At 40.0% G+C, this 16,847-nt stretch carries 14 protein-coding genes and 1 tRNA gene; 11 read left to right on the forward strand and 4 right to left on the reverse strand.

All coding sequences use genetic code 11. The annotated features are described in order from the left end of the window. Positions 1-150 precede the first annotated feature (150 nt). Together treA and I5M19_RS15885 are read right to left on the reverse strand one after the other, a co-directional pair. The gene (gene treA, locus I5M19_RS15880) at positions 151-1,719 is read right to left on the reverse strand and encodes an alpha,alpha-trehalase TreA (protein WP_200067339.1); all 1,569 of its coding nucleotides are present in this window, start codon (positions 1,717-1,719) and stop codon (positions 151-153) included. A gap of 77 nt (positions 1,720-1,796) precedes the next feature. Beyond that, on the reverse strand, positions 1,797-2,468 hold the full coding sequence (locus I5M19_RS15885; RefSeq protein ID WP_200067340.1) for a phosphatase PAP2-related protein: 672 nt from the start codon (positions 2,466-2,468) through the stop codon (positions 1,797-1,799). A gap of 264 nt (positions 2,469-2,732) precedes the next feature. Between I5M19_RS15885 and eat the strand changes: the two genes are divergently transcribed. The 10 genes from eat to I5M19_RS15935 all read left to right on the forward strand — a co-directional run bounded on the left by eat (position 2,733) and on the right by I5M19_RS15935 (position 12,961). Continuing rightward, the gene (gene eat / locus I5M19_RS15890; RefSeq protein ID WP_200067341.1) at positions 2,733-4,076 is read left to right on the forward strand and encodes an ethanolamine permease; all 1,344 of its coding nucleotides are present in this window, start codon (positions 2,733-2,735) and stop codon (positions 4,074-4,076) included. Then, a complete protein-coding gene (locus I5M19_RS15895; protein ID WP_200067342.1) occupies positions 4,076-5,464 on the forward strand; it encodes an ethanolamine ammonia-lyase subunit EutB in 1,389 nt (462 codons plus the stop codon). Before eat ends, I5M19_RS15895 begins: the two co-directional genes overlap by 1 nt. Next, the gene (gene eutC, locus I5M19_RS15900) at positions 5,452-6,219 is read left to right on the forward strand and encodes an ethanolamine ammonia-lyase subunit EutC (RefSeq protein WP_200067343.1); all 768 of its coding nucleotides are present in this window, start codon (positions 5,452-5,454) and stop codon (positions 6,217-6,219) included. The genes I5M19_RS15895 and eutC overlap by 13 nt, the downstream gene beginning before the upstream one ends. A 69-nt stretch (positions 6,220-6,288) precedes the next feature. Further along, complete coding sequence (locus I5M19_RS15905; protein WP_200067344.1) at positions 6,289-6,789, forward strand: hypothetical protein; 501 nt, start codon at positions 6,289-6,291, stop codon at positions 6,787-6,789. A 153-nt stretch (positions 6,790-6,942) separates the two neighbouring features. Next, complete coding sequence (locus I5M19_RS15910; RefSeq protein ID WP_200067345.1) at positions 6,943-7,227, forward strand: hypothetical protein; 285 nt, start codon at positions 6,943-6,945, stop codon at positions 7,225-7,227. 78 nt (positions 7,228-7,305) lie between these two features. Next, positions 7,306-8,502 (forward strand): GAF domain-containing sensor histidine kinase, encoded by a 1,197-nt coding sequence (locus I5M19_RS15915; protein ID WP_200067346.1) that lies wholly within the window; start codon positions 7,306-7,308, stop codon positions 8,500-8,502. Between the two features lie 261 nt (positions 8,503-8,763). Next, positions 8,764-9,639, forward strand: coding sequence for an AraC family transcriptional regulator (locus I5M19_RS15920; protein WP_200067347.1), 876 nt, complete (start codon positions 8,764-8,766; stop codon positions 9,637-9,639). A 170-nt stretch (positions 9,640-9,809) separates the two neighbouring features. After that, positions 9,810-10,940: a glycoside hydrolase family 26 protein gene (locus tag I5M19_RS15925; protein ID WP_200067348.1), complete on the forward strand. Its 1,131-nt coding sequence runs from the start codon at positions 9,810-9,812 to the stop codon at positions 10,938-10,940. A 65-nt stretch (positions 10,941-11,005) separates the two neighbouring features. After that, positions 11,006-11,899, forward strand: coding sequence for a LysR family transcriptional regulator (locus I5M19_RS15930; protein ID WP_200067349.1), 894 nt, complete (start codon positions 11,006-11,008; stop codon positions 11,897-11,899). Positions 11,900-11,986: 87 nt separating this feature from the next. Then, positions 11,987-12,961, forward strand: coding sequence for a YeiH family protein (locus I5M19_RS15935; RefSeq protein ID WP_200067350.1), 975 nt, complete (start codon positions 11,987-11,989; stop codon positions 12,959-12,961). 146 nt (positions 12,962-13,107) lie between these two features. Here the strand turns inward: I5M19_RS15935 and I5M19_RS15940 are convergent, their stop codons facing one another. Then, positions 13,108-14,979, reverse strand: a complete 1,872-nt coding sequence (locus tag I5M19_RS15940; protein WP_200067351.1) for a glycoside hydrolase family 97 protein — start codon at positions 14,977-14,979, stop codon at positions 13,108-13,110. Between the two features lie 146 nt (positions 14,980-15,125). Continuing rightward, a tRNA-Arg gene (locus I5M19_RS15945) sits at positions 15,126-15,197 on the reverse strand. 261 nt (positions 15,198-15,458) lie between these two features. On the opposite strand from I5M19_RS15945, the gene I5M19_RS15950 reads away from it, so the two are divergent. After that, complete coding sequence (locus tag I5M19_RS15950; protein ID WP_200067352.1) at positions 15,459-16,847, forward strand: SGNH/GDSL hydrolase family protein; 1,389 nt, start codon at positions 15,459-15,461, stop codon at positions 16,845-16,847.

Genomic DNA, 16,847 nt, shown 5'->3' on the forward strand with positions numbered 1-16,847 from the left:
AAATATATACCGGGTTTATATAAAGTACGGGGATAGTAAATTCAAGAAATTAAAAACAGGTAACTGTTTAATTATCAGAATGTTCCGCTTGTTCCGTTTTTTGTATACACACACGCGGAACAGAACAAGAACTAACTGAATTCTTTGAATTTATTCGCCTTGTTTGCTGTCGTAGTTATAGCGGTTCATTAACTTTAATAACACGCCGTTTGTCCAGCCAAATCCATCCTGTAAAGGATATTCACCGCCGCCTGCGGTAAGGCTGGTATCAACCACATTATATTTCTCCAGCAATTTGCCTGTTTGTTTAAACACACGGATATTTAAACGCAGCCAACGTGTAGCTATTTCTTTTGCCAGGTCATGATGACCGTAATTCTCTAAACCGTCAATAGCCATATATTGTAAAGGTGCCCATCCGTTAGGTGCATCCCATTGCTGGCCGGTAAAGTTCAGCGTAGTAACCAGTCCGCCGGGTTTCAGAAAATTAGTTTTTAATCCCTCGGCTATTTTTTTTGCCTGCGCGTCGCTTGCTATTTTAAATTCTAATGGAAAAACGGCCGCCAGCGTAGGTATGTCCGAGAACTTTTGAGTGGTCCAGTTATAATCGCCAAACCAACTGGTTTTAGCATCCCAGCAATATTTTAAAATGGCTTTCTTACGTGTAGCTGCTTTAGCAGTATATAATTTATACAGTGCGTCGTCGCCTTTTAAGCGGTAAGCATGGGCTATGGTCAGTTCCATATTATACATCAGGCAGTTCAGATCAACCGGAATTAAACGAGTAGTTTGAATGGTACCCAGATCCGCTGAACCATTGAACCAGCGGCTGCTGAAATCCCACCCGGAGGCGGCTGCTGCGCGTATATTGTGATAAAATTCAGGTAAAAGCTCTTTGGTGTTTTTAGCGGCCGTAACATCCTGTATATATGATTCCTCGCGCGGCTGGTCGCTTTCGTCCCAATAGCGATTCATCAGTGTGCCATCGGCCATACGTACCACGCGATGCGCCGCATGGTTTAGTGGCAGGTCATCTGCACCCAGCATCCAGTAATTGTATTCCTTTACCAGCTCAGGCTGATATTTGGTAAGGATAGAATCGCCTTCGCTTTTAGCTAATAAATTAACCATCAATGAGAAAAACGGGGGTTGCGAACGGGTAAGATAATACGCACGATTTCCGTTAGGGATAAAGCCATATTTATTTATCAGGAAAGCGAAATTGTCTATCATATTTTCGATCACCTTTTCCTGGTGACTTTGCTGCAACCCGAGCATGGTAAAATACGAATCCCAGTAATAGATCTCCCTGAAACGCCCGCCCGGTACTATATAAGGGTTTGGCAGCGCAAGTTTCGAAGAATTTGATACAGTATCGGGTTGACGCTGTAAAACCTGCCAAAGTGTATCAATATGCTGACGTATGCCCGCGCTGACATCGGTTTGAAAATTATGTGTGGCTGATGGAATTGTGAAATTCGCCATTACAAACTCTTTAAGGTTAAAACCCGTATTATTTTTTTGTTCGTTATAGGTTTTAAGGATAAGCTCAGGAGAGCGTTTTGGCGTTGCATCAACAAAGGTCTTATTATCCGGAAAAACATGCGACGATTGCACCGCTTCAAATAAACCGGGGAATAATTGGCGGGGTGTTTTTTCCTGCGCCTGTGCGCAAACGGAAAAAAACACAAAAGCAATGATTATGAGCTTTTTGATCATTTATTCAGTGGTTAATAAATTCAAGAATTGGAATATAATAAGCTATAAATTTAACACATTATATGCTAAACACAAGGCTAAATAGTTTTTACTGCAGGGGTGGCTTGTAGCTTAACGGGTTTATCCAGTTTCAAAAAATAAGAGGTTATGGTAAACAGGATATATACTATAACCGGAGCAGCCAGCACATCAATAGAATAGTGTATATGCTGTATTAACAGTAAGATAGCCACAGTTATTATACCAATAAAACATACTATTTTATCTGAGCGTTTTTCCAGACACAAGAAAATGAGCACCAATATGGCCGTATGGCCCGAAAAGAAAAGATCTTTGGTAATATTAGCGTTTCCGTAAAATATACCCGTAAGCGGATCGCTCAGCCTTATCAACCCCTTCGGCGGGTTAAGCGCAACTAATTCAATACTAATAATGCGGGCAATATTGATCAGCAGCAAAGTCCATACATATTTAATATAGATATCAGGATTATATAATGCCCTGATAACCGTAAGTGTTGCGATACCCCATATAATAGCAAATATAATTACCGAAACATTATAAGCCGGTATATGAGCCAAAAGCCAGTCGTTTAAAACTATACCTTCACGTTTTTCAATATGGCCAAAAAATGCAGGCAGGGTAGAAAGCACAATAAATATAAGCACTGTGCCGGTCAATATCTTAAATCTTTTGTCCGGCGCTTTAAGGGCAGCCATCCACACCTGCTTTATTTTTACGTTGCTCACTACGGCGTTCTCTGAATCAATTAGGAGTGCAAATTTATAAATTAGGTTAATATTAAATAACTGTTATTAAAATATTAGGTTTACGTAACGTCATTAAAACTCATTAATGAAATATTTATATTTAAATTATTCTTCTTTATGAATTATAATAACAGTTAGGATTGTTTAATGATATATTTTTAGTTAAAACAGCTTTTTAATAAAAAATACTTATTAAGCTGTTTTTATTTCTAACTTAAAGGCAGCTAAAAAAATAAATAGATCTTGGAAAGCACAGGCTCAACACAATTAAAAAAAGTTCTGAAGCCCATACATTTATGGGCCATTGCTGTTGGATTGGTTATTTCTGGCGAATATTTTGGATGGAATTTAGGATGGGCAGTTTCCGGAACTATCGGATTTTTAATAGCTACAGTAATTATTACCTTAATGTATGTTACGTTTATATTTAGCTATACCGAATTAACCACTGCCATACCACATGCCGGCGGAGCGTTTGCATATGCTTACCGTGCACTGGGGCCTGTAGCCGGTTTAGTAGCAGGGTATGCCACGCTTGTTGATTTTTTATTGGCTACTCCTGCCATAGCGTTTGCCTTAGGCAGTTACCTGCACTTTTTATATCCGCAATTAGGCGTTGTGCAGTCCGCCTTAATGTTCAATTTGGTTTTTATTCTGGTAAATATTTCCGGGGTAAAGGAATCTGCGGTATTCTCGGTAATTATAACAGTGTTGGCCGTAGCGGAGTTACTGCTTTTTATGGGCGTAGTTGCGCCTCATTTTAAAATGACCAACTATTTAAATAACCCAATGCCCTTTGGCTGGGGTGGTGTTTTTGCCGCGTTGCCTTTTGCAGTATGGTTTTATCTGGCTATTGAGGGGGTGGCAATGGTAGCCGAAGAGGTTAAAGACCCCAAAAGAAATATCCCTAAGGGGTATATATCGGCTTTGGCAACACTTGTTTTTTTAGCTTTAGGGGTAATGATACTTACAGGCGGCGTTACCGACTGGCGAAAATTAAGCAACCTGGATTACCCCTTACCCGAAGCGATAGGGATTGTACTGGGCAAGGCAAATGGCTTAACCAAATTATTTGCCAGCATTGGTTTATTTGGCCTGGTAGCATCTATTCATGGTACTATACTGGCATCATCGCGGCAGGTTTATGCAATGGCACGCAGCGGATATCTGCCAAAGCCACTTTCGCGGGTAAACCGTACATTTAAAACACCGCACTGGGCCATTATTGCAGGGGGCGTGGTAAGTTTTATTGCAATTTTAACCGGAACCACCGGTGATATTATTATTTTATCTGTACTGGGTGCGGTGCTGATGTATATGATGAGCATGATAAGCTTATTTGTACTGCGTTGGAAGGAGCCTAAGTTAGAACGGCCTTTCGCCGCAATATTTTACCCGGCATTCCCCGCCATTGCGCTGCTTATATCGGCAATTTGCCTGTTTGCCATTATGTATTACAACTTTAATATAAGCTTGCTGTTTTTTGCAGGGCTTGCCATTGCCATTGGCATATTTATGCTGATGGGCAAGCATAAGGTAAAAATAATGGACGATGTAATGCTAAACACGCCGATAGCGTCAAATTAATGGCTTACCAGCATACCATAGCAGGGCGGGTGTACCGGTTTAATAACCTGAAAGGTTTGCTGGCAAAGGCATCTCCGCACCGCTCCGGCGACGTGCTTGCCGGTCTCGCGGCAGAAACCTACGAAGAGCGGGTTGCAGCCCAGATAACCCTGGCTGATGTACCCTTAAAGGATTTCCTGGCTGATGCTGTTATTCCCTATGAGCAGGATGAGGTTACTCGGCTTATAATTGACGGACATAATAAAGAGGCTTTTCAAATTATCAGTCATTTTACGGTTGGTCAATTACGCGACTGGTTGTTACTTGATGAAACAGATAACCGCATCTTAAAAAATATTGAAGACGCTGTAACCCCGGAAATGGCGGCGGCGGTTTCAAAAATAATGCGTAATCAGGATCTGATCGCGGTGGCAAAAAAAATAGAAGTGATTACCCGTTTTCGGGATACCATAGGGCTTAAAGGACATTTTGCTACCCGGTTGCAACCCAACCACCCAACGGATGATGCAAAAGGAATAGCCGCCAGCTTAATTGAAGGTTTACTTTATGGTAGTGGTGACGCGGTGATAGGGGTAAATCCGGCAACTGACAGCCCTGCAGCGGTATTGAATATTTTAATGCTGATAGATCAATTAAGGCAGCAGTTTGATATTCCCACACAATCCTGTGTGTTAAGCCATATTACCACTACGTTAGAATTGGTTAATCAAAATGCCCCGGTTGATATTTGCTTCCAGTCGGTAGCCGGCACGCAAAAGGCTAATACAAGCTTCGGAATTGACCTTGATCTGCTGACAGAAGCACACCAGGCTACCTCGGCATTAAACCGCGGAACTATTGGCAACAATGTAATGTATTTTGAAACCGGACAGGGCAGTGCCTTATCGGCAAATGCACATCACGGAGTTGACCAGCAAACCTGCGAGGTGAGGGCATATGCAGTGGCAAAAAAGTACAAACCGTTATTGGTTAATTCGGTAGTAGGATTTATAGGACCGGAGTATTTATATGATGGTAAACAGATCATAAGGGCCGCGCTCGAAGATCATTTTTGCGGTAAGCTGCTGGGTTTGCCTATGGGCGTTGATGTTTGTTATACTAACCATGCCGAGGCCGACCAGGATGATATGGATAATTTACTAACCTTACTGGGTGTTGCCGGTTGTAATTTTATTATGGGCATCCCCGGATCTGATGATATAATGCTTAACTATCAATCCACCTCGTTTCATGATGCCTTGTACCTGCGCAAAGTATTAGGCTTGCGGCCCGCACCTGAATTTGAAAAATGGCTGATAAAACAGGGGATAATAGATGAAAACGGTTACAGATTGGCATTGGCGGCAAACAATCTGCTTAAAAAAACAAAAGGGCTATGGTTGAAATAGAAAAAGCCGACGGCAGTGAAGACTATCAAATAAGTTTCTTAAGGCAATTTACATCCGCCCGTATAGGTATTGGCAGCAGCGGTGCAGCAATACCTACAAAGCCGGCGCTGGAATTTAAGATGGCCCACGCCCACGCCCGCGATGCTGTATATTCACGTATGGATACGGAAATGTTAACTGATGAGTTAATCCAATTTAAATTGCCCGTATTAGCGTTGCACAGTAAGGCGACTAATCGTGAACAATACCTGCAGCGGCCGGATATGGGGCGGTCATTGGATGAATTATCGTCAAATCGCTTAGCCGATCAGATCACTAATAACGGTATCGTTATTATTATTGCCGATGGGCTTTCGGCAGCGGCCATTAATAAAAATGTGCTTGTCTTGTTAAAATTGTTAATACCGCGGTTAACAGATGCAGGCTATAAACTTGCGCCAATTTGCCTGGTGGAGCAGGGAAGGGTTGCCATAGGCGATGAAATAGCTGCCGAGCTGGGTGCCTCTTTTTCGGTAATGCTGATTGGGGAAAGGCCCGGTTTAAGCTCAGCAGACAGCATGGGGGCTTATCTTACATATCAGCCAAAGCCCGGTTTAACAGACGATGCCCGCAATTGCGTATCCAATATACGGACAGAAGGACTGGCCCTTCCGACTGCCGCAGACAAGATATTTTACTTGATACAGGAGTCGTTAAAAAGAAAGCTATCAGGGGTTTGGTTAAAAGACAACCAAGGTTTACTTAACAAACTTTAAAGGTTTGCTAATTTATTGCAGGAAATATCATTTCAAATTGTAAATTACATATACCTTATAAACCTGCGAATGGCTAACATACCTAATAACGAACCACCCGTTGCACAGCAGCTGAAAACAATTACAATTATTCACATTGCATTAACGGTAGGGCAGGTGCTTTTCGCGCTTATATCCATATTTACTACGGAGAAGATCTATATAAATGTAACCGATACACACGATCCGTTTATTTATATTGTGCCTGTATTTGCAGTGGGTAGTATTATAGTAAGCAATATTTTATACCACAAAAAGATCAGTAATGTTGTGCAGGTAAGTACTCTTTCAGACAAATTAGCTGCCTATCAAACCGCACTTATAGTACGATACGCACCACTTGAGGCCGCATCGTTATTTAGCATAGTTAGTTTTATGCTTACAGGTATTTTGTTTTTGCTGGTTGTTACTTCACTGATGATAGTATACTTCATCTACCTTAAACCGTCAGCCGAAAATATAAAGGCTGCCCTTCATCCGGATTATACCCAACAAGATCTGTTTAAAAATAGTGACAACAATATATTTTAACACTCCTTGTGAGGAGAAGTTTAAGGGACAAATAAACTTGTACAAAAAAAAATAAACTTATTGTTGAGGTATAAAGTAAAATAGATGCTTCATCTCTGCTGAGTTAGTATAAAATCTCCTGTAAGTTGTGAGTTCAATCCTGATATCCCATTATTGAACGATCTTAAAACATATGCAGATAAACATCATTTTAAAGTTTATTTTTCTTACCCCTCGCTGGATTATGCAGTTTACAGCTCGAATGTAGTTGCAACCCTTAACAGGGTTAACCGCGACTTTAATCAGCAGATGAAAATTAAACAATTGGATGGCCCTTCAGATATGATTTTTGCGGACAGCCTCTTTTATGATACCGAATATCACTTAACACCTGATGGAAAAAAAATATGTACCAAAAAGTTATTGGATAGGATGAGAGCGGAGAAAATTGTACAGTAGAATTTAATTTACTGGCAATTTTTAAAATCTAAATACGCTAAAAATCGTATTTAGTGTGTTAACCAAATCATTTTGCTAATGAATAACACACCGACCCCCCACAATGAAATGGACAGGATTATAAGTCTGGCCGACTTTGATCTGGATTACACCGATCTTGAAGAAAATTTTAAAGACCTTGCCAAATTAGCTGCTAAAGTTGCCGGCACATCTATATCATTGGTTAACCTTATTGACTCTTTTACGCAATGGACGATTACCAATCATGGGCTTGATATTAAGCAAATGCCCCGTGAAGATTCTGTTTGCCAATACACAATAGCAGGTAATGATAATTTTGAAATAACAGATCTTGCTCAGGATGAACGATTTAAACATAAGTTTTATGTAGCTAACGAGCCTAAGCTGCGTTACTATTATGGCATCCCTTTAAAAACATCGGGAGGGCATAACCTGGGCGCTTTATGTGTGTTAGACAGGGATGTGAGGGTACTATCTCCCGAGAAAATTGAACTTTTAAAGATAATAGCGGATGAAATAGTAAATCGTCTTAACGCTTTTAAGATAATTAATAATCTTAAAGGTAAATTGAATGAAGCTAATGAAACTAAAAAACGTGTGGCGCATGATATACGCGGCCCTTTAGGTGGAATAATTGGCCTGGCCCAATTAATTAGCGAGCAAGGCCATACCAATCAACTTGATGAAGTATTAGAGTTTATTAATCTGATACAAAAAAGCGGACGCTCATTGCTGGAGCTTGCAGATGAAATATTAGATTCAGACAAATCGCAAAAGCTTCAAAACGATGAGTTTAATTTACTGGTTTTGAAAAATAAACTGGAGCAGCTTTATCAGCCTCAGGCAAAAAATAAAAATATTCAGTTTATCGTAAATACATCAGTTGACTCAGCTACCATACCGTTCTCAAAAAATAAGATCCTTCAAATTGTTGGGAATCTTATTTCCAATGCTATAAAATTTACTCCGCGCGATGGTAAGGTAATAGTTGATATGAGCCTGAAAATAAAAGAAACACAAAACCTGCTCAAAATAATAGTTTCTGATACGGGTCTCGGTCTGAAAAAAGAAGAGATAGAAAATATATTAGACGGTAGTGCAGCATCAACTATAGGAACAGGAGGCGAACAGGGCTACGGCTTTGGCCTAACGCTGGTAAAGCATCTTGTAGAGGTTTTAAAAGGAACCATCAATATATATTCAGTTCCGGGTAAAGGTGCAAACTTTGAAATTATACTTCCGCAATCGAAATAGATCTTTAAAACTTTTTAAACATAATACTTGATGTTTTTTTGAAGGAAAAGTATCATCTGTTTTGCTTATTTTATTTCTATTTAGCACGGTAAAAAGGGTTTGCTGTCAATTAAACTTTATATGTATTAGGGGATGATGCAGCTGAAATAGTAATGCGAGTTGAAGGTGTGGCAAAATTAGAGCGCATGCTGTATTGAATATTTTGATATAAAGATGTTAAATTCGTATCAATTATTTAAGCCTGTAATTTATTTTATTGTCATGCCAAATAGTGTAATGCGTGAGATAACCCCACTTACCCCAAGTGATTGTTTTACCATTTTTTCGAGGGTAAAAAGCAAATTTGATTTCCCACTTCATTATCATGAGGAATATGAGCTTAATTTCGTTGTAAATGCAGCCGGTGCTAAAAGGGTAGTAGGCGGTAATATTGAGGTTATTGAAGATCTGGAACTGGTGCTGATAGGGCCTAATTTATACCATGCGTGGTTTACTCATCAATGTAAAAGCGAAGCTATAACCGAGGTTACTATTCAATTTCATAAAGATCTTTTTGATGAGAAGTTTTTGAAACGTAATCAAATGAGCTTTGTAAAAAGCATGCTGGAGCGTTCGCAAAGAGGGATATCATTTTCGCCCGAAACCATCCGGATTTTAAAAGAAAGATTGCTGAATTTAGACAAGAAAAATGGGTTTGACTCTGTTTTAGAGCTTTTATCTATCCTGCATGATCTTTCTGTATCCCGGAATATGAAAACGCTGTCAGATCCAAGCTTTACTAACGAAAAGTTTTATTATAACAGCAGACGTATAGAGAAGGTGTTTGAATATATGAACAATAATTATAATAAACAGGTTAGTTTGGCCGAAGTAGCCCGTATAGCCAATATGCCCGAAGCATCTTTTAGCAGGTTTATAAAAAAGCGTACAGGTAAAACTTTTATTGATAGTTTAAATGAGATCAGGTTGGGGCACGCTTCAAGAATGCTGATAGATTCAACTACCACCGTAGCAGAAATTGCCTATAAATGCGGGTTTAATAATATTTCAAATTTCAACCGGATATTTAAGCGTAAGAAGTTTTGTATCCCTAAAGAGTTCAGAGAAACCTATACAGGTAACCGGGTCTTTATTTAACAATCCTGCTAAATAATTGCTTTTGGTTAAAATAGTATTAGTGCTTTGGTAATATATCAGGAGCCGGGCTGATGATTGTTTTGATATTTATCCACCATGTAATTCTTGAGCCGGTTAAATGACCAGCCTTACTGCTTTTATTCCTGTTTAAAACTCGCAAATAAAATAAAATGAGGAAAATTTATTGTTTATATATAGTAGCAGGGCTGTTGTTAGCTGGCTTTACAGTTAACGCTCAGTTGTATGCTCCGTCGGATAAGTTAGCTACCCCGGCAACCCGCGAACTTTTTTATAGCATGCAACGGCTTGTTGGCGCTGGGGTGATATTTGGCCATCATGATGATACGGCTTATGGTGTAAACTGGCGTTACCAGCCGGATAGTTCCGATGTTAAAGGCGTTACAGGTTCTTACCCGGCATTATATGGCTGGGATCTGGCTAAAATTGAGCATGACAGTAAAAATGATATCAATGGTATTCCTTTTAAATTGCAGCAAAAGCTGGTAAGAGAGGCTTACGACAGGGGAGGCATAAATACCTTTTGCTGGCACATGGATAACCCTTTTAATGGCAAAACCGCATGGGATACCACACAGCATACTGTAAAGGAATTATTACCTGGTGGTGCCGCGCACGATGTGTATGTTAACTACCTGGATAAAGCTGCCGGTTATATGAGCGATTTGAAAGGGCCTGCAGGGGAAGCCATCCCCGTATTGTTTCGTCCGTTTCATGAGCTTACAGGTAATTGGTTTTGGTGGTGCGCTAATACCTGCACTCCTGAAGAATTTAAAAGCCTCTGGCGCTTTACTATTAATTACTTAAGGGACACCAAAAAGCTGCATAATTTGCTCATTGTTTATTCAGTGGCTGATTTTGATACCGAGGCGGAATTTTTGGAACGCTACCCGGGAAACAAGTATGCTGATTTTATCGGTTTTGATAATTATTGCTATAAAAGCGTAACAGATTATCAGCAAAAATTGGACAAGCGTTTATCACTTTTAGATATAATAGCCGCCAAAAACCATAAACTGGCCTGTTTACCCGAAACCGGTTACGAAGGTATCCCACAGGCCGATTGGTGGACGAAGGTTTTAATGCCCACCCTCGCCAAACATAAAACTTCCTATACTATGGTTTGGCGTAATGGCAATACCCATCATTTTTATGCTCCTTATCCGGGACAGATCAGCGCCAAAGACTTTAAAGCCTTTTATAAAAGTATTGAAACCATGTTCCAGAATCGTTTAACTCCGTTGGCGGTATATGGCAAACATATACTGCAACCTGTTGAGTAGTTTAAACCGGGTAATTGCAGGGATTTGTTGTATTTTAATAGCTTAGTTATTTTACCTTTGAAACTATGTTCGATTTTCGCCTGCAGGTTTTTTATACAGTAGCTAAACGGCTTAATTTTACCAGGGCGGCAGCAGAATTATTTATTACACAGCCCGCTGTTACCAAGCACATTCACGAATTGGAGCGGGAGTTCAAAGTATCTTTATTTGAACGGAGCGGCAACAAAAAAATAGTATTAACAGTCGCAGGTGAAGTGTTACTACAATATACTGAAAAGCTGGCAAGCATATACCGCGAGTTGGAGTATGACATGAACTTGCTGGTTGAAAAATATGCGGGCATTTTACGTATTGGCGCGAGTACTACTATTGCACAATATGTAATACCACCCGTATTGGCTCAGTTTCATCAGAAATTTAAAGATGTACAAATTAACCTGATAGCCGGAAATACTGAACAAATTGAGCAGGCTTTAATAAATAAAGAGATAGATTTGGGTATTGTAGAGGGGTTTTCCCGTAATCCGCAAATACAATATAATTCCTTTTTAGATGATGAACTGGTACTGGTAAGTAGTGTTAACAATTCTTTAATGAAAAAAGACACTATAAAACCGGAAGAACTAAAAAATTATCCCCTTTTACTTCGGGAGCCCGGTTCCGGCACTTTAGATGTAATAGCTCATGCCCTGAAAGATCATGGTATTAAACTTACCGATCTGAATATTGAGATGCAGTTGGGAAGCACGGAGAGTATTAAATCGTATCTGCTTAGCAGTAATTGCATGGCTTTCCTTTCGGTACAGTCAATTCTAAAGGAGCTTAAAACTAACGAGTGCCGTATAATCGATATTAAAAACATGAACATACTCCGGCCATTTTATTTTATTCAACTACATGGTCAGGCTATTCAACTGGCAAGTTTCTTTCTTCATTTCGCTAAAAGTTTTAAAATGTAACTATTACTTTAAGTTATTAAACATGACTTTTTATGATAAAAATTTAATCGCTATGTGATGGATATTTGAAGTATAAAAACATTAGTTATGAATACTTCACATCACTTGGACAGTAGTAACAAATTACTCTTGAACGTTAATTCAAACGTTCAAAAAACCATCTTCATTTTTGCTATTGTGCTATGCTTATCGGGTATTACAGGGCCTTTAGAGGCATTAATACTTGGCTTGGTTATAGCGCAGTTTACTGGACATCCGTATATACATTTAAATCATAAGGCTACACATTTGCTCTTGCAAATTTCAGTTGTTGGCCTGGGTTTTGGCATGAATGTACATAGCGCCTTGCAGGCTGGTAAACAGGGAATATTGTTTACTATAGCCTCTATATCGGGTACGCTTGTCTTCGGTTATTTTATGGGCAAATGGCTCAATATTGAAAAGAAAACTTCTTACCTCATCTCATCCGGAACAGCCATTTGCGGCGGAAGCGCAATAGCAGCCATTGCGCCTGTGATAAAGGCTGAAGAAAAGCAAATATCTGTAGCCTTAGGTTGTGTATTTATTTTAAATGCAGTTGCTTTATTTATTTTTCCGTTAGTGGGGCATTATTTAAACTTATCGCAAACCCAATTTGGTTTGTGGTGTGCTATTGCCATACATGATACCAGTTCGGTAGTTGCCGCTGCCGGTAAGTATGGTAATAAAGCATTGGAAGTGGCTACTACAGTAAAACTTGCCCGCGCCTTATGGATTATACCGGTAGCCTTTATGTCGACCTTTATTTTCAGAAATCGTGCAAAAAAGGTGCACATTCCTTACTTTATCGGATTATTTATTCTGGCTATGATAATGAATACTTATGTACCGTCAGTATCTGCTATTAGTCCTTTATTGATCAGCATAGCTAAATCCGGACTTACCTTAACGCTTTTTTTAATAGGTGCCGGCTTGTCAAGGGCAGTTATATCATCAGTAGGGTACAGGCCTTTATTGCAAGGCGTAATACTTTGGATAGCCATATCAATTATTGCCTTATATGCTGTGATGAACCTCGTGTGATAATCAGTTCATAAGGTGAAAATTCCTAAGGATGAACACAATTAATAATTAACAGCAATAACAATATTTGCACCTCTGTTTCGGTAGTTCAACGGATAGAATGTCAGATTCATATTCTGAATAACAACGACCTCTCACTTAACGCATCACTGCTTTAGCATAATACAGGCTCCGCCACCGGGTGCAAGCTTAACATGGATGATGTCAGATTGCTTCACGTTTATGTTTGATGTTTTATAACTTTCGTTTTCTGTGCGATAATCCGCATCATCACCATCCTGGATGACCAGTGCCTGATATTTGCCTTTTTTTAAAAAGGAAAGCGGTATATCTAATTCCCGCGCATTTTCATTGGTTGCTGCAGCAACCAGCCATGTTTTATCAGAAGCCTGCCGTGCCATTACGATGTATTCTCCTATTTCGCCTGAAATGGTTTTACTTTCCAGCCACGGCATCTTCTGAGCAGCAATAAATTGAAGGATCTCAGGATGCTTTTGGTAATTCTCCGGGATGTCGGGTATAACCGTAACACCGGAAAAAGTGATCAGGGTACGTGCGGCCTCTGCAACCAAGGTCGTGTTGGCAGAATAGTTAGGCGAATGCGTTCTTCCCTGCTGCTTAAGGTCGGCAAGACCATTGTTCATATCAAGCGGACCGGCAAGCATATTTACAAATACTGAAGTTACAAATGTCTTAGGTTCAAGTACGGTAGCGCCATCAAGCTGTGCCTGGCAGTATTCGCGTGTAACGGCATTCGGATACGTTCGCATCTGTCCGTATGGATGTACCGGACCGTCATGAAAATCGCATAACAGGTGATATTTTGCGCACAATTCAGTGATCATCCGGGTGCGCTCGTTCTTTTCTGCCGGGCTGCCAGACATGAATCCATACTTGATACCCGCGGCACCCCAATCTTTGTATTGCTTTAAGGTTTGATCAATAGGAAACTGCCGGCCACCTACATCATTTAAGTACAGCCAAATACCAATGTTCTTCGTCTTTCCATAGCGAATGATCTCATGTACCTGGGCTACTTTTCCGCCCTTTAGCGGATCTGAATCTTTACCAAATTCAGGGCCGTACCAGTCGGCGTCAAGCATCAGATATCGTATATTATTAGCTGCAGCAAAATCCACCATTCGCTTCCACGAAGGGAGCGACATATTATATTTGAAACCATCCACATGCGCACCGGCGATCCTCCAGTCCCAAACAGCAACACCGGGTTTTACCCACGAGTAATCGAGATCCTTTAATGGCGGAGGGTTTAATAGTTCCAGCAAATGCGAATCCACCAATTCGCCGGGCTTGGTACCATACATAATAACCTTCCAGGCATTATTGGGTTTAGAAGCAATGGTAAACAACGTTTCTCTTTTTTTAGACTGCAATACCAGTGGCTCACCCCATGACAGATCAGCTTCATGAATAGCCAGGTAATTGTTATCATCTGCCTTAATGGTCATTACCGGCAATCGTTTATTATCGCAGTCCGTTAATTTCTCAGGGCCGATATTGGGCCGTTCGCCGTTATAATACCAGGCAGTATAATCACCCTTAAAGTTAAACTGCGTGAGATCGTTAATCGCTTTACCTTTAGGGAACTCGTATTTAAAAGCTACTCCATTATTATATGCCCTGACGATGAGTGTGCAGGTTTTTATATCCAGGGTAGCTTCATTAAATTGCTCAGGCACCACGGCTCTCTTTCCCCAGACCGGTTTCCAAACCGATCTGATGGATCTGCGTGAGACACTGGCAGGTGAAGGTTTTCCGATACCGCTTAGTCCCATAATTGAATTTTCTATTAATATCTTTGAATTGGCCGCGAATGAATAGCTTAGCTCACCTTCCGGGCTTAGTCTGATTTCCAACTTTAATTTGCTATTTGGCGATGCGACAACCATCGGGAATTTAATTGGTGTCAAGCTATCTGCACATATGCTATATCCGGCTCTAGCCTGTATTAAAAGTGATATAAAGAGAAAAAAGTTGATCAGCGCTTTAATTTTCATATACAATTATAGGTCTTTCAGGTCTATTATGATAACTTTATACGGCGCTTCATCCAACCAGCCGAGAACGACGTCTATTTTGACCTCAGGTGTTTAATAGACACAGAAAAAAGTAAAAGAAAAGGCTGCAAATGCAGCCTTTGAAGTGTTCCCGACGAGATTCGAACTCATATCAGCTGAACCGGAATCAGCCATTCTATCCATTGAACTACGGGAACTTTGGTTGGCAAATATAAGGGAATTTCTAATGTGTCAACCGGTATTTAATAATAAGTAGTATTCGTCAGGTACTTAACCTTTCTTATAGAATTAAACTTATATCATATTAAACGTATTATCGGTATTAGTTTAAGTAGCTTATTATTAATTTGTTACTAATTTGGATTAATTTAAAAGCAACAGTTTGATTGATTTTCTTTGAAAAACCGAAAAAATACTATTTATTTGCTAAATCAATTTAGCAATTTAAATTTTGTTTCATGAAAAGATATCTGCTGCTGCTTTTATTTATCGGTTATAATTTTTTTTCGTTAAAAGCACAGACCATTCAACCCTTTGTAAATGGTGACAGGGTAGTATTTACGGGCAACAGTATAACCGATGGGGGGCACTATCATTCTTATATATGGCTGTACTACTTAACACATTTTCCTAACCGTCGCATCACGGTATTTAATGCAGGCATAGGTGGCGATGTGTCAAAGCAAATACTGGAAAGAATGGACACGGACGTTTTCGCACACCACCCTACAGTAGTTACATTAACTTTCGGGATGAACGATACCGGCTATCAAAATCTGAAAGGAGACAAGGCCGATTCGGTATACAACGCCAAGGTTATGGAATCACTAAAAAGCTTTGATCTTATACAGGTTAAATTAAAGGAACATCCAGCGGTTAAAAAGATCCTTATCGGTTCATCGCCTTATGACGAAACATCAAAAATTAAAACGACCCCGCTGCTAAAAAAGAACGAAGCACTGCTACGGATTGATGTTGCACAACAAAAAGCTGCCGTGCAAAACCATTGGGCTTTTGTCGATTTTAACCGTCCCATGACCGCCATAAATGAACGCGAGCAGCGAAAAGATTCCCTGTTCACCATGGAGGGCAGCGACAGGATACATCCCACTAACGACGGACAAATGGTGATGGCATACCTTTTTTTAAAAGCGCAGGGACTTGCAGACAAAAAAGTAGCTGATGTGGTGATCAATGCCAAAGATAAAAAAGAAGAAGAGGCAGAGAACTGCCACATATCACAAACGGTATTTACTAAAACAGGTTTAAAGTTTGATTATCTGGCTAATTCTCTTCCTTATCCTTTAGATACTATTCCAAGCGGATTTGGCCAACCTGCCAAAACACAGGCGGAAGCTTTAAAGCTGATACCCTTCACCCATGATTTCAATCAGGAGATATTACAGGTTAAGGGATTAAAAAACAATAATTATACGCTTAAAATTGATAATAAAACTATAGGCACTTATACGGCTGATGACTATGCAAAAGGCATTAATCTGGCGCTGATAACTACTACGCCACAATACCAGCAGGCACTTGCCATAATGCATATTAATGAGGAACGCTGGGAAATAGAGCGCCGCTTACGTGAATATTACTGGATACATTACTCCATTCTGCAACCAAAGGGATTGTTATTTAATGATGGTGATGCAACGGTTGATTCGTTGCAGAAATATGCTAAAAAGGATTTTTTTGTGGCGGTAACTATCCCTACCTATCGCAAGGCAAGGTTTAAAAGCGTGCGCGATGCATGGCAAAAAGAAATAGCCCTGTTAACGGATGAACTGTACACCATAAATAAACCCGTTACCCACCGGATGGAAATTTCGCAGGCCAACTAA

The sequence above is a fragment of the Mucilaginibacter segetis genome, assembly GCF_016522075.1.
Classification (GTDB): Bacteria; Bacteroidota; Bacteroidia; order Sphingobacteriales; family Sphingobacteriaceae; genus Mucilaginibacter; species Mucilaginibacter segetis.